We start from the raw sequence: 19806 nt of genomic DNA on the forward strand, positions 1-19806 counted from the left end.
TAACCATTCACTTCAAATCATTGGTCTTCTTCGTTATCTGTTTCCTTCTTTTCTATACCTAAGAAGTCATGAATCAACTGTTGGTAATCTTCATGGTTATCGTAACTGTTAAACATCCGGAAATTCACGGTTTGAGCATTACCGAAGAAGAAGCGCTCAAACTGACTTTGCCGTCCCCCGAATGAGCCAGCTCCAAGTTCCCATACCAGTCTGAATAGAGCGATACGATCTTTAGAAGTGGACTCCAGACCGTGTAAATACTGATTCACATAGCTTCCAACTTCTGAGGAGAGATCTTCTTCATAAGGAATCATAATAATACCACTGGAGCCTAGCCGCTGAATCATATCCACCATTTCTAAATAGAATGACGGAAATAGAATGCTGGATGCAAGAAGAGGACTTGATGCTGGAACATAATAACCATATTTATTTTGCTTTGCGCCTTCTTCTGCTGCAATTCTAAGAGCTTTAAAAGTTTCGAGCATCGTCATAATCTTAGCTGTCTGGCCGATGATATTAGCATCAAAGCTCACATTTTGTTCTTGTGCCAGCGATTCTACAAGTCCGAGGAAAAATTCAGTTTTTGCTATATACCGAGATACAATTTGATGCCCGATATGAGTATGGAAATTTCCATCACTGAATAAACGGTAACCGACATTTTCATCGCCGTAATAGAACATTCGGTCATGTGGAATGAGTACACGGTCGAAGATAACAAGTGTATCCATCTCTTCATATCTTGCGCTGAGCGGATGGTTATAGAGAGACTTGGAGGCATTACTTTCTCGGCAGATAAAGGTTATACCCTTCAAGTCATTGGGGATGGCAAAAGCAAAGGCATATGGATTTTCATCATCAAGAGGATACAATGTTGGTGTAGGAAATACGAGCATCTCATCACAAGTAACGCCTTGTGTTGCCATCATGAAGGCACCGCTGATCATAAAACCTTCTTCATTTATTTCAATGACTTTAGCTGTAATCGAATCCTCGAGCGAATCCACTTGTCCTGACACTTTACTAGCAAATGGCTGAATAAAGGCGTGAGACAAAGTGATATCATTTTCCCTACAGTAGGCATAGTAATTTCGAAGGTTCATCGCATAAGCAGGGTTATGCTCTTCTAAAATATCAGCTGCCGTATACAAAGACATCAGAGCTGTATTCATGTAGTCTGGAGAACGCCCCAAAAAACCATGATGTTTGGCAGACCAATGGTCCATCATGCGTTTTCTTCTTTTGATATCATCTGGATGAGCAGGGGGGAGGAAGGAAAGCCCGACAGGTTCTCCCGTTAATGGGGAGGGATAAGTCATTTCATCCTGATACTCAGGATCACACTGTAAATCGTATAAAGCAGCCTGTGTTTTCATGAGTCCGCTGAACAAAGGGTGCTGCGAGTAAGGTTCCGTGATTCTTTTTCCTTGATACCATAGGTTTAAATTCTGTTGATCTATTCGCTCGATATACTGATTACCATTTTTTATTGGCATTGCTTTCACCTCTTGCGCCTCGACTAGGAAGATAGACGGACATCTATCTGCTGTTAGGATACTGTACGATGAAGAGGTTTTAAAAGTACCTTGTCCTTGACGTAATAGGTAAGATTGGGCGATATGTTGATACTTTTATATGTAAGATAGATAGCCTTCGAAAAGAGAGCTGGAATAGATAAAAGAAAAACTGTCTCGTTAAGTCTACATGGACTCCTTGAGACAGTTCTTTTATGTGAGCAAGCGCAGAATCATAATTATTTCTTACTTTATGGATTATAGATCTGCTCTATCTGCAATCACGATCTGCGGAAGAGATACGGTAAACGTGGTACCTTGCTCAGGAATGCTGTCTACTGTAATTACTCCGCCATGATTATGAATAATATTTTGTGTAATCATAAATCCAAGACCAGTCCCTGTATCTTTCGTTGTATAAAAAGGCTCTCCCAAAGCTTTGATCTGATCTTCAGTCATGCCGTATCCTTGATCCTGAACGCTGATTTGGACTTCGTTATCTTTTATTTGGAGATAAACATGAATAGTTCCTCCATGATTCATCGCCTCTAGTGCGTTTTTAAGTAAATTAATGAATACTTGCTTCAGTTGATTCGCCACACCCATAATGATAACGAATTGTTTGTCGGGATATTGTGTAAGAATCTGGATGTTCCGAAGAGAAGCCTGTCCATTCATTAATATAATTACTTGATCTAATAAAGAGATTACATTTAGTGGTGTACTGGTATGATTCCTTTGAGGCTTGGATAAGACGAGCAGTTCATTCACGATAAATTCAATACGTTTCAACTCGGATTCTATAATTGTAATATATTGATCCGACTTGTCCTTAGAGGAGCGGAGCAGTTTCATAAATCCATTGATCGCCGTAAGTGGATTACGGATTTCATGGGCAATTCCTGCAGCGAGTTGGCCGGCAGTAGATAGTTTTTCGGACTGCATCGTGCGTTCTTTTTCTGCTTCTTGTTTTGTGATATCTTTGAAAATTCCGATGACGGCATCTTGACCTTTGAAGGTAATCTGTAATGAAAATCCTTCAACATATTTCTTATGTCCATTTAAGCATCGGATTAGATAGTGAACAGATCCTAATTCCTTGTTATTATGATACTTTTCCCTACGTTCCAATAGAGTATTGTGACTTGATGTATCTACAAATTGATCTGTACTTTTCCCGAGTACTTCATCCAAACTATCAGCATAAATCAATTGCAATCCAGCGGGATTCACATACTTAATAATGCCATGTTTCGTAATCAGCACAGTAAGAGAAAGTTCTTCTAACATTTGTTGAAGAAAGTTTTCATTCTCATGTAAAGCGGACTTTACTTCTTGTAGCTGCTTCTCGATATATTTTATCTTCGTGCTATTTTCAAATTGAGCCAAATAATGTAGAGGGACTTTATTGTTATCCAAAACCATAGAAACATGGATGTGAAGAGAAATCTTCTGTCCCAAAGGATGATTATATTCTTGTTCGAACGGTTGAGAATTGGTATTTCGATGGTCGGATTGAAGAGATCGTCCCACTTGAATGATTTTAATGATAATGTCGTCTTCAATGAAGTGAAGGGGAGATGAACTGATTTCAGGCGGTGTGTATCCTAAGAGATCATAAAGTGCTGGATTTGCATTTAGAATGGTTCCTTCTAATGAAATGAGAGCCATACCTATCGCAGCTTGTGTAAAAGCAAAGTCATAACTTTGTGGTAGCACTGAATGTCTCCTCTCTTATCTGTGACAGGGATGTATATGATTTTAATTATAATCTTAGAAAAGAAAACGGCAACATTTATCTCGTATTTAAAAGTGAAATACGCCAACAATGTCTATTAAAATCAATAGTATTACATTTAATTGACCTGATGTTTTATGTAATGTAAAATAAAGTAAATATATGATATTAAATAGTGGGGAGGGAAAATAATGCATGAACATTATCCTTATAGCGAATCTCTCGACTTAGACACATTGGTTAAGTTGATCCAGATCAACTATACATTAGAGAATTGGGAAGAAGTTCTTTCGTTCTCAGATGAACTGATGAGTTTAGCAAAAGAAATTCACCAAGAACTCGTTGAAACGGAGTCCACTTCTCATGAGTTTAAACAACATATTATTTATTATTTTGGTTATAGTTCATTGATGAAAAGTCTGTCCTATCAGAAATTGGGTGAACTCAACAAATCGAGAGAGTACATATCATTTTATGCGAATCTTGATTGGCTTAATGATTCTACTGAAACAGGAAAGTTTATAATAGAAGACTTCAAGTTTTTTGCTTCAGCAAATACATTACAAATTGATGTATTAGATGGTAAACAAGAAAGAATACCTGAGTATGTTGAGTTTTTAGTTAAAACTCCCGAACAAGCGCTACAAGGATTAATAAATATCCTTCGCTCTGCGAATCAATTCAATTACGATGTGGATTCTGAGATTAATCAGTTAAAGCAACACATAAAAGACTATACCCACTACAAAGAGAAGGTTAAGGCAGCGCATTACTTGGCTTATCAGTATCAGCTAGCTTTATATAGACACAAAAGACAAGAGCACTCTCTTGCGATCGATCTAACTCTGCATATTCTTTTTGCAGCGGATCAGTTGGGTAATGATAAATATTTTAAAAAGGCAATATCATTATTTGAAGTTATTAGAAAATTTGGTAGTGTCTCACAATTAAAGATGTGTTATGATATATTAAACGATATCATTATGAGAGGAGACTTATCAGATGAAAAAAGCCGTTCTTTCCGTAGCACTCCTGCTGGGACTAGTAGTAGTAACTTTTAGTTACACTCCAATCCAGTTGGATCTAGCTGATCATGGATCTGAGTACACTGGTAGATAATAAATAAACATACATAAATACATTTACTTACACAAGAACTTTAACTATTCCCACCAGCTTTCTCTCTAAGCTGGTGGGAATAGTTTTTTTATTCGTAAAATAAAAAGGCGGTCCAGCGTCATTGTCATGACACTAAGACCGCCTTTTCTTCTGTATACCTAGATTATACTAAATTGTAGAGATTAAGTACGGATCGTAGCCGTAATTTCTTCATCAAGTTCAAGGGTAACATCTTCACGATAAGCACGAATATTATATTCCTGGTGAACGTAACGCAGGATAGCTTCAATCATATTCGCTTCAACGATGAACTGGCTGCGACCTTGAGCCCATACCTCTGCACTGTATCCGGTATCTTCATCCCAGCTAAGTTCGACTTGAACATCTGTTGGGTTAATTTGTTTACGTTCTGCAGTGTGGATGCATATTGCATTCACGATCTCATCCATTGTAATAACCATATTTCTTAATACCGTCCGTTTCCGCCGTTGTTATTACCTGATCTTTCATTCTCCAGGCGACGTTTCTTGATAGATCTATAGATACCTACTCCAAGCATAACAATTACATAAATTGCTAGGAGGTTAATTGCAAGACCGAGCAGATCGCCGAGGAATCCCATGTTACCAAAAAGACCTCCGAACAGCATCCCAGCAAGACCACCAATCATCAGACCTTTCATTAAAGATCCACCGCCGAAAAATCCTGGCTTCTTGGCTGCCGTATTTGCAGAGTTATTTGTAGCATTGCTTTTTGTAGTTGAGTTCGTACTGTTATTAGAACGGCTAGGATTGCTTTGATAGGACTTGGTACCTGACTTAAATCCACCGCGGCGTGCATCGGCATGATCCGGAATTGCGAGAGTAGAGAAAATCAGTGTAAAAGCCATCATCACCATTAATATACGTTTCGTGCTGAACCATTTTTTCATATGAGTGAAAAACCCTCCTGGAATGTGATTTTTGTGACATAGATTATTTACGTTTGAGAAAATCATTGGTTTCATTTTTTTTGCGATCATTAATGTGTACGGGTTGCTTCGCGTTCTTGATAATGATTATTCATGAGGCCATTAACCCAATGGCACCATTGAATACCGGTTTTTGCAGTCATGGTTCCTTTCGTATTTACAATGTATTCCCCAAAATATGGGCTGCCTGGCTGTTCTGCTTCTTCAGGTAAATTGGCAAGCAATGCTTCATAATATGCAAGCCGAGATTCAAACCAATCTCTGCGTTCATCGACCCATCGCTTCATCACAATGGGATTCGTGACTTGGAAGCAGATCATACGCAGATTGAGTTCATCCCTTAAAGCAGGGGTGGACACGGGAGTGTACATCCAGTCCAGTAATTTCTGAATACCTTTGTCTGTGACACGGTACATTTTTTTATCCGGTTTGTCTGTTTGTTCAACCCAGCGAGCCGACAGCAGTCCTTCATTTTCCATTCGGGAAAGAATAGGATAAATTTGACTATGCTTTGCTTGCCAGTGAGGCTGAATTCTTAGCATAAGATCATAGCCGGAAGATTCGTCACGTGTGAGTAACCCGAGCAAACCATAGGACAGTATGTTCAAGTGGACATGTCTCCTTTACTAAGTTATAGCTACATCAAACATGAAATTAAGCGTTTTCTATAACTATAATATGAATAAAAGTGTACACTAATACTGTATGGTTTGACAACCGTTCTTCCGGTTTCCACCAGAAGATTGTATAAGTTATGTCACGAAAATGTAATAAAAAAACAAGACCCTAAATTACAAAGCATAATTTAGGGTCTTGTTTCTCTATATATTAAGATTTGACTGCAAGATTTTTAGTTCCGTCGACTAATAGATCCAGTGCGCCCGTTTTTGGATCAATAATCATACCGTGAACCGGTACATCGGAAGGAAGGAGAGGGTGGTTACGAATCATTTCTACCGTTTCCATCAATCCTTCTTGTACGTTATTAAATCCGCGGAGCCAGTTTTTTAGATTGATCCCGGAATGTTCAATCGTGTTAAGAACCGTATCGGGGATTCCTCTTTCCATCATGTGATGAATCATATCATCACTATTAAGTGCAGCCATTCCGCATTCATGATGCCCAACGACAATAACCTCTTTTGCGCCAAGCTCGTACAAGCCAACAAGAATACTGCGCATTGCACTACCGAATGGATGAGAAATAACAGCACCTGCTGTTTTAATGATTTTAACGTCTCCGTTACGGAAATTCATAGCTTTCGGAAGAAGTTCAACGAGTCGTGTATCCATGCATGTAACGATCATCATTTTCTTTTGAGGAAACTTATCTGATATGTAAGCCTCATAGTCCCGGTTTTCTACAAACTGCTTGTTATGTTCCAGAATATCCTTGATGTTGTCCATGTTACATCCTCCTTGGTATTTACTAGCTAGTAATAAGGTTTAACTAATTAGTCCTGAGTTTCTTGTAGACGAGTATCCTTTGGAAACAGATACATACCATAATGTTGTCCGTTACTGGATAGTCTCAAAGAACGATCACCAGGGTCTGTTGATAAAATAAGTTCTTCCTCAAAAAAAACAGCCTTTGAGCCGTCAAGAATAAAGGTGAGCTCCGGGACATTGCTCATAATTGTAATATCCAAAACTTCAGGGTTTGAAACAATATGGAATGCAGGAACGCCACTTACTACACAACCGCAGCCTTCCGTGTCGTAAAACAAACGAATGACACCAGGCTTGTCACCAAGCTTTTCCTTGAGTAGCTCTTCTGCAGCCTTGTTTACTTTGATTTTCATAGTCACTCGTTCCCTCCTATATAACAAGATGAGTAATCTACTCTGTAAAGTTGATTATACGACTTACAAAAAGTATGATCAATAGGAAGAGATTATATTGTAAATGAGGTGCATTGATATGGATCACAATATTCAATCCAAATTCGAAGTTTTTTTGAATATGAATCGCAAAATAAAAAGTTATTATGAGGCTATCGGATTGCTTGATTGGGATTTAGCTACGGGTGCTCCGCGTAAGGGCGTAGATACACGTTCTGAGACCATTGGTATGCTCGCAACGGAAGCATTCAAAATTTCGATCTCAGATGAAATGAAAGAACTCATCACTTATTTAACGAACGAAGATGTATTTGTGCAGCTTCAAGAGCAAGATCAGCGTTTGGTGGAGGACCTTAAGCTGGAGATGGATCGTATGCAGTCCGTCCCGCCGGATAAATTCCAAGCTTTTAGCGTGCTTGCGCCTAAATCACAAGTGCAGTGGGAGAGTGCAAAAGAAAGCGGGGATTTTTCTGCCTTTGAACCTTACTTATCCCAAATTGTAGAAATGAAGAGAGAATTCATAGATTATTATGGCGTGAAAGATACACGCTACGATACGCTGCTTGATATGTTTGAACCGGATCTCACGGTAGCAAAACTCGATGAAGTATTTAGCAGATTGAAAGCACGTCTTGTTCCCCTGCAAGAAAAAATCAAAAATTCCGTACATAAACCGGATACTTCCTTTTTGGATCAATCTTTTGATATCAAGAAACAAGAAGAATTTAGCCGCTATCTTCTGGGGGAAATGGGCTATGACTTTGAAGCCGGAAGACTCGATGAAAGCGTACATCCATTCGCTACAGGACTTAATCCAGGGGATGTGCGTATTACCACGCATTATTATGAAAAAGATGTGGCAAGCGCCGTATTCAGCTCACTTCATGAAGGCGGACATGCGCTATATGAACAAAATATCGATCCGAAACTTGCAGGGACCCTTCTTGCAGAAGGAACTTCTATGGGAATTCATGAATCTCAATCGAGACTGTGGGAAAATATGATTGGCCGTAGTCTTCCTTTTTGGGAGCGCTACTATCCGGTATTACAGTCGTACTTCCCAGAGCAGCTAAAAGATGTGTCTGCCGAATCTTTCTACCGTGCAATTAATAAAGTAGAGAGTTCACTGATACGTATTGAAGCAGACGAATTAACTTACAACTTGCATATCATTATCCGTTATGAAATAGAAAAGATGCTATTTAACGAGAATTTACCTGTTTCAGACCTTCCTGCCGTATGGAATGAAAAATATAAACAATACCTCGGTGTGACACCTCCTCACGATGGATTGGGTGTCTTACAGGATGTACACTGGTCGAGCGGAGATTTTGGTTATTTTGCGTCGTATTCACTGGGGAATATGTATGCTGCACAGATCGTTAACACGATGAGAAAAGAAATGCCTGAATTTGATCGTTATCTTCGAGAAGGAAATCTTTCTCCGATTAAAGAATGGCTTACTGAGAAAGTATACCAGTACGGTAAATCGCGGAAACCTTCTGAACTTATTCTCGCAATTACGGGAGAAGAACTGAATCCGGATTATCTTGCAGATTATTTAGAGAGTAAATATAAAGAGATCTATTCTTTATAGAGCTTAGATAGAGAGAAATATACTTGAATCAATTTCATGACTCAAGATTCACTTCGCTTTCAAAAAATAGAAGACAAAGTTGACGGTCATTATGATCTGTCAGCTTTTTTTACATTACTATGTAAAATATATGGAAACGGGCGCGATGATCTCTCCGAATTCATTAACCATTTGTAAGTTTATTGCATACCTATACTCATAAATTGCATTGCTTACTTAGGGGAGGGTTCTAAGATGAAAGGAAAAGGATGGTGGAAGCTGCTTGTGTTGCCGGTTCTCCTGTTAAGTGTCGTTCTAAGCGGGTGTACGGATGGAAAAAGCAGCGGAGATGTAAAGGTAAGGGTAGGGGAGGTTACTCGTTCCGTATTTTATGCACCGGAATATGTAGCTGTCGCTAAAGGTTTTTTTAAAGAAGAAGGACTTGATGTAGAGATTCAAACGACCGCTGGTGGAGATAAGACAATGGCTGCTCTTTTGGCAGGGTCCATTGATATAGCCTTGGTGGGAGCGGAAACGTCGATCTATGTATATCAGCAGGGAGCAGAAGACCCTGTCATCAATTTTGCTCAAGTAACTCAAACCGATGGAACCTTTTTATTCGCAAGAGATCAACAAGGTGACTTTGACTGGTCACAGCTTAAAGATAGTGAATTCCTCGGTCAAAGAAAAGGCGGGATGCCGCAGATGGCGGGAGAGTTTGCCCTAGGTAAAAAAGGGATCAATCCTCACCAGGATTTGACGCTGATTCAAAATATCGATTTTGCAAACATTGCAGCTGCCTTTGCTTCGGGAACCGGAGATTATGTGCAGCTCTTTGAACCGCAGGCATCCATCTTTGAAAAGGAAGGTAGAGGGAAAGTAGTGGCTTCCTTCGGGGTGGAGAGCGGACATTTGCCTTATACGGTATTTATGACAAAGCAAAGCTATATAAAAGCGAACCAAGAGACGGTAACCAAATTCACTAGAGGACTTCATAAAGCACAGACCTGGGTGAATGAGCACTCATCCGAAGAAATTGCGGAAGTGATCATGCCTTATTTTAAAGATGCGGATCCATCGATAGTTACGAGCAGTATAGAGCGCTATAAAGCACAAGGAACTTATGCCACTGACCCAATCATTGATGAGGAAGAATGGAATAACTTGCTTGCAGTTATGAAAAATGCAGGAGAGCTGAAAGAGGAAGTTCCCGCTTCTGCCATTGTGAATAACGATTTTGCAAATGATGTTATCTCCTCCAAATGAAGCTTTTTTATCAAAGGAAGTGAGTGAATGACTTTAATAGAGATGAAGGATATTACCCATGTCTATGTGACCGAAAGAGAAGCGAAACTCGCGATTGAATCACTTCATTTAGAAGTAGAGCAAGGCGAGTTCATTAGTCTAGTCGGTCCAAGCGGCTGCGGTAAAACAACGATACTCTCTATGATTGCCGGACTCCTTTTTCCTACGAAAGGAGAAGTCAGGTTATCTGGAGATGTGATCAAGTTCCCCTCCCCCAAGGTTGGATATATGCTGCAACAGGATTATTTGTACCTGTGGCGGACCATTATGGAGAATATACTCATTGGTCTTGAAATTACAGGACAGCTTACGAAAGATTCTGCGCAAAAAACAAGCGAGATGCTCGCAAATATGGGCCTCGCAGGGACAGAAAACCTCTACCCTTCTTCCTTATCAGGGGGGATGCGCCAGCGGGTAGCGCTTGTGCGAACGTTGGCAACGAACCCTGACCTGCTCCTGCTGGATGAACCCTTCTCAGCATTAGACTATCAAACGAAACTTCAACTTGAAGATCTGATCTCTGACATACTCCGAGAGCAGGGAAAGACGGCTATCCTGGTAACACATGATTTATCTGAAGCGATTGCTGTAAGTGATAAAGTGATTGTACTCGATAAAAATCCGGGGAGAATTCGCAGAACATTCCTAATTCCGGATGAAATTCGAAAGGCGCAGCCTTTTTATGCGCGGGAACAGGCAGGATTCAATGAACTATTTAATGAGATATGGAGAGAACTGGAAGACACAGATGGAAAGGAGGATAACAGATGAAGGAGCAAGAAGGTTTGGATCCATCTCAAGGGCAGGACTGGCTTGGGCAAATTCATGGTCAGTACAATCGCAAACGAAAATCCTTGCGCCGAAAAGTCAGTCTTACCCAGATTGGTATTCTCATTATCATGTTTCTATCGTGGGAAATCGCTGGAAGAATGAAATGGATTGATGTGCTACTTTTCAGTTATCCTTCTAAAATCTTTGGACAGCTTGGTAAGGATGTAGCCAGCGGTGAAATTTGGAGTCACTTATCCGTTACTGTATTTGAGACGGTGGTTGGGTTTCTGCTTGGAACCATTCTAGGAACGCTCATTGCCATCTTGATCTGGTGGTCCCCTTTCTTGTCTAAGGTTCTTGATCCATACCTCGTTGTATTTAATAGTATGCCCAAAGTAGCCCTCGGGCCCATCTTTATCGTCATGTTTGGTGCTGGCTTTACCGCGATCATCATGACCACCATTTCCATTACTGTCATTATTACAACGCTCGTTGTATATAACAGCTTTAATGAAGTAGATCCGAATTATGTGAAGGTTGTTCGTACTTTTGGAGCAAACCGCAAGCAAATCTTTCGAAAAGTTATTTTTCCTGCTTCGTTTCCGGCGATTGTCTCTACTTTAAAAGTGAATGTGGGGCTTGCTTGGATCGGGGTTATCGTCGGAGAATTTCTTGTTGCGAAGGAAGGACTTGGATATCTCATTATTTATGGTTTTCAGGTATTTAACTTTACGCTCGTCATGTCGAGTCTTATCGTCATCGCCGTTGTTGCTACGATGATGTATCAACTTGTAGCCTGGCTTGAACGCAAACTGATGGGAGGGCGTGAACTATAGCACAATAGATCAAAAAAATGTAAAAAAGACTCGGAAATATGTACATTTAGCGTCACCCGAATAAGTTACATTGTTCGGCTAACAAAAATCATGTACGATAAATACCTACGATCCGTTTGGGTAATAACAAGGTTGTCTGCATTCGAATAGAACCTTGATTACCGATAGAGATAGAGGAGAGATATCATACATGGGGTTTCGCGTTATTAAAACAGCTATTGCAGCTCTTATGGCTGTTCTGATTGCTGATGCGGCGGGCTTGCATAGTCCGACCTCGGCAGGTCTACTCGCTATACTTGGAGTGGACGTAACTCGCAAAAGAAGCCTGAAAACCATTTCGGCACGATTTTTCGCGTCGGTAGTCGGGCTTCTTTTTGCATCTGTTCTGTTTGCCGTATTTGGATTTCACTACTGGGTGCTGGCAGCATATATACTGACTGCTTTTCCTGCGATTGTACGAGCAGGGTTTAAAGAAGGAATCGTTACCGGCTCCGTTGTGGTATTTCGGGTATTTAACGGAGGGGAGATTAGTTTTGAGGTCATCGGAGTTCAGATTCTGATGCTTATTATCGGTCTGGGTTCGGCTATGGTTGTGAATATGGCTTACATGCCGAAACCGGATAATAAACTGTTAAACATAAGACACGACATTGACGCATTATTTTCTGTGATTTTCAAGGAATTTGCTAACACCTTAAAGGATCCTTCTTATGTTTGGGGTGGGAAAGAGATTATTGAAGCAGAAAAAGTGATATCAAGCGGAATTGCAGCTTCTAAAATGTATCTCGAAAATCAGGTTATTCATCCAAACGAAGAATGGACGGTTTATTTTTACATGCGAAAGACGCAGCTAGATTCTATTCAGCATATGATGCATCTAATATCACAAGTATACACAACGATGACACATGCCGAGATGGTAGCTGAGTTATTTGATCAGCTAAGCGCTGATGTTCATACCGAGTTCTATACGGGACGTACCGAAAAACTGCTGCAAGAAATGGAAGAACAGTTTCGCGTAATGGATCTCCCAACCACAAGGGAGGAATTTGAACTTCGTTCAGCGATTAGACAGCTCTGCAGAGAACTTGGATTATATTTAAAAATTGCGAAAAAAGATAAAGCTCCTTTTCCCGTGTCAGCTAAAGGAGAATAGCTTTTATTTCATAAATCTTTTATTAATAGAAAAAATAAGTGACTTAATCAATCAACAAATGCCCATGTCCTGCATACATATAAATGGAATGATTGTATGGAGGAGGTTCAAAGATGTCATTAGGTCATAAACAACAATGTAGAGAGATTATAACGAAAGCGATCTGCGGCAAAGGTCGTAAGTTCTCTACCGTAACACATACTGTGACTCCGCCACATAATCCTACCAGTATTTTAGGTGCATGGATTATAAATCACGAGTACGAGGCGGTTGCGGCTGGTGACGGAATTGAAGTGATTGGTACTTACGATATCAATATTTGGTATTCATATGACCAAAACTCTCAAACCGACGTTGCTAAAGAAACAGTATCTTATGTAGAGAATGTTCCACTGTCGTACCTTGATCCGAAACACCGTGCTTCTACAGTAGAGGTTTCTGCAGAGTCTACACAGGAGCCGAGCTGCGTAGAAGCAAGTGTATCTTCAAATGGGGAAAGTGTACTTATTCGGGTGGAACGCGAATTTGCTGTCGAACTGATTGCCGAAACCAAAGTCAATGTACTTGTTAGTCCTCATGGCTGTGGGGACGATGACAAAGATTATGATTTTGGTACAGTCGAAGCAGATTTCGATGAACTTGATCCAGATTCACTGGATGATGAACTGTAGTTTCTTTTTCGATCTGTATAGTGCATCATATGCGCCGAACTCTTCGGCGTAGAGGGCGGCAGCCCTCCTTTTTTTATTTTTTTTAGCCTAAAGGAGAAGGGTGGAAGCGGGATGGCAGTAATCCGGAATTTGCCTTTATATGAGCAGATGTCTGTAGCAGAACGATCTGCAAGACTAAAACGTTCGGGTCTCGGTTCCACCCTCTCTATACATAGAGAGCAAGAAAATCATTTTAAAGTATATTATGAAGTGCTAGTTAGTCAGCTGAAAGCATTGCGTGTTCGGAAGGTAGTATACACAGGAATAAAGCAAGTGAAAGAGACGTCCCTACTGAGAATAGAAGAAACGTCCCGTTATAAAAGAATTGAACGTGCCGCCGTAAAGGCAGCATATGCGCTGAATTTAGTGCACGCAGAGATTGTATTGGAATCATCGGAAAAAGGTGCTGTCATTACGCGTGTCAACGATTACCCTTGGCTCATAAGTGATGATATTCGTCAGATGTACGAACAAGCAATAGGGGAAACAGAATTCGCTTTGGAAGCAGAAGTAGAAGCGGGTATCGTGCCGGTACTTGGCATGGACCCCGAGTTTTTACTATTACGTGAAGACAGATCTATGGTTCCTGCCTCTCAGTTCTTGGATCGTCAGGGAGAAGCGGGATGTGACTCTATTACCCGGGGTGGAAGAAGGGTTTATCCTGTAGCCGAACTCCGTCCAAGTCCGAGTGCTGAACCAAGAGAACTCATGACCCACCTAATGCATGCGTTTCGTACGGCTTCTTCCCTTATTACCGATCGTTCTTTAATCTGGTGTGCAGGAGGGATGCCTGTAAAAGGGATTCCTCTTGGGGGACATGTACATTTTAGCCGGGTGGTGCTTAGCTTTGAACTCTTGCGGGCTCTCGACAATTATTTAGCGCTGCCTGTTGCTATCCTGGAGGATCCGAGAAGTGCCGGAAGACGGCCGCGTTATGGATACCTGGGAGATTTTCGAGTTCAGCCATACGGAGGATTTGAATATCGAACGCTGCCGAGCTTTCTAGTCTCTCCCATGATTGCAAAAGGGGTCGTGGCTATGGCAGGACTTATTGTTTCTCAGTACCGTAGACTAAACTTGCGGCCGCTGGATCAGCCAGAGATCCATGCAGCCTTTTATGAAGGGGACCGGGTTTTACTACGTTCTGTTATGGAGCCCCTTTTGCAAGAAATGATTCTCCTTCCTGAATACCGCAAATTTCATAAATATATCAACCCGCTAGTGTCTGCCTTATACGAAGGAAAGACGTGGGATGAAACCAGAGATATCCGGCCTATGTGGAATATTCCGCTAGAGCCATGACATGCTTAGTCTTTTTGTTATAATAGAGATCTGAACGATAGAAAGCCGTATCTTAGAAAAAAGATATGAAAGCTTTACAACGTGTAGCAGGAGTGGATAAATATCATGGCACAATATACGCCGATGATTCAGCAATATTTGAAAGTTAAAGAACAAGCGCAGGATGCGTTTCTTTTTTTTCGTTTAGGCGATTTTTATGAAATGTTTTTTGAAGATGCAACACTTGCCGCGAAAGAACTAGAAATTACACTTACCGGCCGAGAAGGTGGAGGCGGCGAAAAAATACCGATGTGCGGAGTGCCTTATCACTCGGCTGATAACTACATTCATCGTTTAATTGAAAAAGGATATAAAGTGGCCATCTGTGAACAGATGGAAGATGCAGCAACAACAAAAGGCATGGTCCGCAGGGAAATTGTGCGTGTCATTACTCCAGGAACGGTCATGGAAGGCAAAACGCTTGGCGATAAAAGCAATAACTATATGGTCTGTCTTACCCAAAAGAATGGGATGATTGCCATTTCCGCATGTGATCTGTCTACGGGCGAACTCTATTTAACATCAGCCCTTTATTCGGAGAAGTGGTTAAAAGATGAAATCGGGATTTACGAACCGTCAGAAATCCTTGGTGACACAGCTCTTATCCATACGGTGAAGAGTGAACTGATGACGGGGAATCGTCCGGTTACCTTTACGGATTATGAAAAGAATAAAGCCGACCTTGTGATTGAGCAGTTTGGAGAAACCGTATGGGCTAGACTCGGTGAAGAACGTCAGCACTGTCTGGCAACTTTATTCTCATATCTTCATGAGACGCAAAGACGTTCTCTTGGTCAGCTTACAGAAGTATCGACTTATGAACCTGATAACTATATGATCCTTGATCCTTTTACTAGGAGAAATCTAGAACTTGTAGAAACGGTGCGCGATCGGTCGAAGAAAGGTTCCCTTCTGTCTCTCATCGATAAGACGGAGACATCTATGGGCGCAAGAATGCTCCGCCGCTGGATTGATAAACCTCTTTTGCAAAAGAATAAAATTGAAGAGCGTCTGGACGCGGTAGACAAGCTGTATCATCAGTTTATCTTACGTCAGGATATTCGGGAGCAGTTGCAAGAAATCTATGATCTGGAACGCCTTGTCGGACGGATTGCATTTGGGAATGCGAACGGTCGGGACATGAATGCACTCAAAGTATCACTTGCAAGGGTTCCTGCTTTAATCGAGTTATGCCTGAACTCTCCATCTGAAACATTGCAGAAGATTGCAAGTTCCTTAGATCACTGCTCCGACCTTAAGGAACTGATCGAGGAAGCGATTGTGGACGAGCCGCCAGTTTCCGTACGGGACGGCGGAATGATTCGAGAAGGATATCATGAACATCTCGATGAACTGCGTTATGCAAGTGTGAACGGGAAACGATGGATTGCTGAGCTTGAAGCCAGAGAGCGTGAAGCTACAGGCATTCGTTCTCTTAAAATCGGATACAACAAAGTATTCGGTTATTATATTGAAGTGACAAAATCAAACGTAGCGTCCTTGCCAGAAGGACGGTATGAGCGAAAACAAACGCTGGCCAATGCAGAACGTTATATCACTCCCGAGCTGAAGGAGAAGGAGACTCTTATTCTTGAAGCCGAGGAAAAAATGATGGGACTCGAATATTCTTTATTCATTGAACTTCGGGATAAGCTCGCAGGTGAAATAAAAAGACTTCAGCGTCTTGCAGAGCAAGTCGCAGAGATTGATGTCTATCAATCCCTTGCTACGGTGAGTGCCGAACGAGGTTTTGTAAAGCCTGTTATTACGGATGCATTTGATATGAAGATTAAGCAAGGTAGACACCCGGTTGTAGAATCCGTCATGCGAGATGGTTCGTTTATGGCTAATGATACCTTGATGGAACAAGAAGATCCGCGTATCTTGCTAATCACTGGACCTAATATGGCAGGGAAAAGCACTTATATGCGGCAGGTTGCTCTGATTTCGATTTTGGCGCAAATGGGTTCTTTTGTACCTGCTGCGCAGGCAGAAGTTCCGATTATGGACCGGATTTTCACAAGAATTGGCGCAGGTGATGATCTCATTGGAGGTCAAAGTACATTCATGGTTGAAATGGCAGATATTCAGATCATGACAGAAAAAGCAACACCCCGGAGTTTGATTATTATTGATGAGCTTGGTCGGGGTACCTCTACAAGTGAAGGGATGGCCATAGCTCAGGCTGTGATTGAATATGTACATGATCATATCGGCTGTAAGGCGCTTGTATCGACTCACTTCCATGAGCTGTCTCATCTGGAGGAAAGTCTATCTTCTCTTCGCAACTACTCGATGGCAGTCCAGGAGAAAGAAGATGAAGTTCAGTTTCTGCGTAAATTAATCCCGGGGGCTGCGAGCAGCAGTTACGGTATTTATGTAGCTAGACTTGCAGGTCTGCCTGGTTCTATTATCGAGCGAGCAAATGGCCTCATTCATGAGACGATGGGTACGATGGACAAGCATGATCATGAGAAGAATGCACAGGTAGAGTCTGCTACTGGTAGAGAACAAAGCGCTGCAGCTTCTGAGGATAACACGTATTCTGGTCTAAGTTCCGATATGCAGGGACTCAAGGCAGATGAATATGTTATGGAGTCAAAGGTATTCGAGAAGGCTGAAGAGAGTGCGCAGGATACAGAAGTAGTTCAACTTTCGATTTTTGATGAAGAAGACATTCAGCCAAAGAAAAAAGCAGCTCACGCAGAGATAGATCCAGCTGTGAAGCAGATTATTAAAAAACTAAAAACAGCGGATTTAATGAATATGACCCCGCTGGAAGCGATGCAGTTTGTCAATGAACTAAAAAAGAAAGTAAACGATCTATAATTCAAAATATAGTTTGAAGTAAAGGGAGGGTTAAAAGGTGGCTAAAATTCATGTCCTGGATGAACATATTGCAAACCAGATTGCTGCAGGTGAGGTGGTAGAAAGACCCGCTTCTGTAGTAAAGGAGCTTGTAGAGAATTCGATCGATGCAGGCAGTACTCGAATTGATGTCTCTGTATATGAAGGGGGACTTCAAACGATTCGTGTCACGGATAACGGCGGCGGCATAGATCCCGATGATATGGAAACCGCCTTTTACCGTCACGCAACAAGTAAAATCGAAAATGGCAGAGATCTGTTTGAAATTACGAGTTTAGGATTTCGAGGAGAAGCACTTCCGAGTATTGCTGCCGTGTCTAAAGTTCGTCTTGTCAGCTCGAATAAGGACGACGGGCGGGGAAGAGAGATTGTAATTGAAGGCGGTAAATTAATCCGCCATGAAGATATCACCGCTTCTCAAGGTACTGATTTTACGGTGGAAGAGCTGTTCTATAATACACCAGCAAGACTGAAGTATATGAAGACGATTCAGACTGAGCTCGGTCATATCTCAGATGCGATATACCGAATGGCATTGTCGCATCCCCATATCGCATTTACCTTAAGACATAATGGGAATATGTTGCTCCAAACGATTGGGAACGGAGATTTGGTGCAGGTGATTGCTGCCATATATGGAACTTCTGCGGCCAAAACGATGCTGCCGGTAAACGGGGAAAACCTGGATTATAAGATTAGCGGATTTGTGAGTCGGCCCGATTTTACGAGAGCCAACCGTAACGGAATATCAACGATTATAAACGGAAGATATATTAGAAACTATGGACTAAATCAAGCGCTGCTTAAGGCGTATCATACACTATTGCCTATTAATCGGTTCCCGCTGGCCGTACTACAGCTTGAGATGCATCCCTCGCTGGTTGATGTGAACGTGCATCCCGCTAAGCTCGAAGTGCGATTTAGTAAAGAAGCTGAACTTTACGCTTTTGTAGAGGAGATTGTACATGCTGCCTTGCGGCAAGAAGTGTTAATACCGCAGGTGGTCAAGCAAACGATTGGTAAGCCAGGCAGTACATCAACTGTACAGGAACAATTCCATTTTCCAAGAGGTAAGATTGAAGATCGTGCGGAAACCAAGCAGTTCTCTGGCTCTTTTGCGAAGCAGTTACCTATTTCTGAAGAAAAAGAGTTACCTGCTTCTGAAGTGAGAGAGAGAGAGGTTCATTATGATGGGCAGGTTCGAGCTAAGGATCAGATACTTCCTTCTAAAGGTTTGAAAGATGATCTTGATGAAGACTACATTCAGCCGGATGGAAAGCAGGAGAGTCTTTCACCCTTTAATTATTCAGAAGCTTCTTCAGAAGTGAGAAATGAGCGTCAACCAATAAAACAATCTCAGCTCAATAAGTCTTTTAAAGATTATTATCGTGATATCGCTGCATCCAAAAGCAATAAACCAGCCGATCCCTATCATCATTCTTCAGAGAGACCAGAGCTTCCTGAGTTTCCAGAACTTTCTCTGATTGGTCAGCATCATGGAACGTATTTGATTGCGCAAAATGATAGCGGTCTTTATTTGATTGATCAGCATGCGGCTCATGAACGAATAAATTATGAGTTTTATTACAAGCAGTTTGGTAATCCAGTAGAAGCGTCTCAGGAGCTGTTGCTTCCAATCACCCTGGAGTTTACTCCTTCAGAAACAGAACAGCTGAAAACGAAGCTTCCATGGTTTGAGAAAGCGGGTGTATATCTGGAGCATTTTGGAGGACAGACTTTTCGTGTTACTTCCTACCCTTACTGGTTCCCAAAAGGAAGTGAAGAATCGATTATTCTAGAAATGGCAGAATGGGTGTTATCGGAAAGGTCCATTGACTTATCGAAATTGCGGGAAGCATCTTCTATTATGTGTTCATGTAAGGCATCTATTAAGGCAAATCAGAAATTGACTGAAAAAGAGGCCGAGGTCTTGCTTGAAAGACTCGCTGCGTGTAAGCAGCCATACACATGTCCACATGGAAGACCCATTGTCGTTTCCTTTTCAACGTATGATTTAGAAAAAATGTTTAAAAGAGTTATGTAAATTGGAATAAGGAA

At 41.4% G+C, this 19806-nt stretch carries 17 protein-coding genes; 10 read left to right on the forward strand and 7 right to left on the reverse strand.

Going from position 1 to position 19806, the window contains the following annotated elements:
* Positions 1-17: 17 nt before the first annotated feature.
* Entirely contained in the window at positions 18-1499 is a 1482-nt protein-coding gene (locus tag H9647_RS08650; protein ID WP_191799324.1) for a 4-hydroxyphenylacetate 3-hydroxylase family protein, read from the reverse strand.
* Positions 1500-1775: 276 nt separating this feature from the next.
* The gene (locus H9647_RS26135) at positions 1776-3236 is read right to left on the reverse strand and encodes an ATP-binding protein (RefSeq protein WP_191799325.1); all 1461 of its coding nucleotides are present in this window, start codon (positions 3234-3236) and stop codon (positions 1776-1778) included.
* Positions 3237-3446: 210 nt separating this feature from the next.
* Between H9647_RS26135 and H9647_RS08660 the strand changes: the two genes are divergently transcribed.
* On the forward strand, positions 3447-4316 hold the full coding sequence (locus H9647_RS08660) for a hypothetical protein (RefSeq protein ID WP_191799326.1): 870 nt from the start codon (positions 3447-3449) through the stop codon (positions 4314-4316).
* Positions 4317-4556: 240 nt separating this feature from the next.
* Here the strand turns inward: H9647_RS08660 and H9647_RS08665 are convergent, their stop codons facing one another.
* The 5 genes from H9647_RS08665 to H9647_RS08685 form a co-directional block, all read right to left on the reverse strand.
* Positions 4557-4835 carry a YxcD family protein gene (locus tag H9647_RS08665; RefSeq protein WP_191799327.1) on the reverse strand — a complete coding sequence of 93 codons (279 nt, stop codon included), beginning with the start codon at positions 4833-4835 and terminating at the stop codon, positions 4557-4559.
* A gap of 5 nt (positions 4836-4840) precedes the next feature.
* On the reverse strand, positions 4841-5305 hold the full coding sequence (locus H9647_RS08670) for a hypothetical protein (RefSeq protein WP_191799328.1): 465 nt from the start codon (positions 5303-5305) through the stop codon (positions 4841-4843).
* Between the two features lie 89 nt (positions 5306-5394).
* Complete coding sequence (locus H9647_RS08675; protein WP_191799329.1) at positions 5395-5952, reverse strand: PadR family transcriptional regulator; 558 nt, start codon at positions 5950-5952, stop codon at positions 5395-5397.
* A gap of 220 nt (positions 5953-6172) precedes the next feature.
* Positions 6173-6751 (reverse strand): beta-class carbonic anhydrase, encoded by a 579-nt coding sequence (locus tag H9647_RS08680; protein WP_191799330.1) that lies wholly within the window; start codon positions 6749-6751, stop codon positions 6173-6175.
* A gap of 47 nt (positions 6752-6798) precedes the next feature.
* A complete protein-coding gene (locus tag H9647_RS08685; protein ID WP_191799470.1) occupies positions 6799-7146 on the reverse strand; it encodes an iron-sulfur cluster biosynthesis family protein in 348 nt (115 codons plus the stop codon).
* Positions 7147-7264: 118 nt separating this feature from the next.
* On the opposite strand from H9647_RS08685, the gene H9647_RS08690 reads away from it, so the two are divergent.
* The 9 genes from H9647_RS08690 (at position 7265) to mutL (ending at position 19792) form a co-directional block, all read left to right on the forward strand.
* Positions 7265-8782 (forward strand): carboxypeptidase M32, encoded by a 1518-nt coding sequence (locus tag H9647_RS08690; protein ID WP_191799471.1) that lies wholly within the window; start codon positions 7265-7267, stop codon positions 8780-8782.
* A 234-nt stretch (positions 8783-9016) separates the two neighbouring features.
* Complete coding sequence (locus H9647_RS08695) at positions 9017-10027, forward strand: ABC transporter substrate-binding protein (protein WP_191799331.1); 1011 nt, start codon at positions 9017-9019, stop codon at positions 10025-10027.
* Positions 10028-10054: 27 nt separating this feature from the next.
* Positions 10055-10837 (forward strand): ABC transporter ATP-binding protein, encoded by a 783-nt coding sequence (locus tag H9647_RS08700; RefSeq protein ID WP_191799332.1) that lies wholly within the window; start codon positions 10055-10057, stop codon positions 10835-10837.
* On the forward strand, positions 10834-11673 hold the full coding sequence (locus tag H9647_RS08705) for an ABC transporter permease (RefSeq protein WP_191799333.1): 840 nt from the start codon (positions 10834-10836) through the stop codon (positions 11671-11673). Before H9647_RS08700 ends, H9647_RS08705 begins: the two co-directional genes overlap by 4 nt.
* A 190-nt stretch (positions 11674-11863) precedes the next feature.
* Positions 11864-12829, forward strand: coding sequence for an aromatic acid exporter family protein (locus H9647_RS08710; protein WP_191799334.1), 966 nt, complete (start codon positions 11864-11866; stop codon positions 12827-12829).
* Positions 12830-12942: 113 nt separating this feature from the next.
* Complete coding sequence (locus H9647_RS08715; RefSeq protein WP_191799335.1) at positions 12943-13500, forward strand: outer spore coat protein CotE; 558 nt, start codon at positions 12943-12945, stop codon at positions 13498-13500.
* Between the two features lie 111 nt (positions 13501-13611).
* Entirely contained in the window at positions 13612-14841 is a 1230-nt protein-coding gene (locus H9647_RS08720; RefSeq protein WP_191799336.1) for a putative amidoligase domain-containing protein, read from the forward strand.
* Between the two features lie 105 nt (positions 14842-14946).
* The gene (gene mutS / locus H9647_RS08725; protein WP_191799337.1) at positions 14947-17709 is read left to right on the forward strand and encodes a DNA mismatch repair protein MutS; all 2763 of its coding nucleotides are present in this window, start codon (positions 14947-14949) and stop codon (positions 17707-17709) included.
* Positions 17710-17746: 37 nt separating this feature from the next.
* Positions 17747-19792, forward strand: coding sequence for a DNA mismatch repair endonuclease MutL (gene mutL / locus H9647_RS08730; RefSeq protein ID WP_191799338.1), 2046 nt, complete (start codon positions 17747-17749; stop codon positions 19790-19792).
* Positions 19793-19806: the final 14 nt, after the last annotated feature.

Source organism: Paenibacillus gallinarum (assembly GCF_014836635.1).
Lineage (GTDB): Bacteria > Bacillota > Bacilli > Paenibacillales > Paenibacillaceae > Paenibacillus > Paenibacillus gallinarum.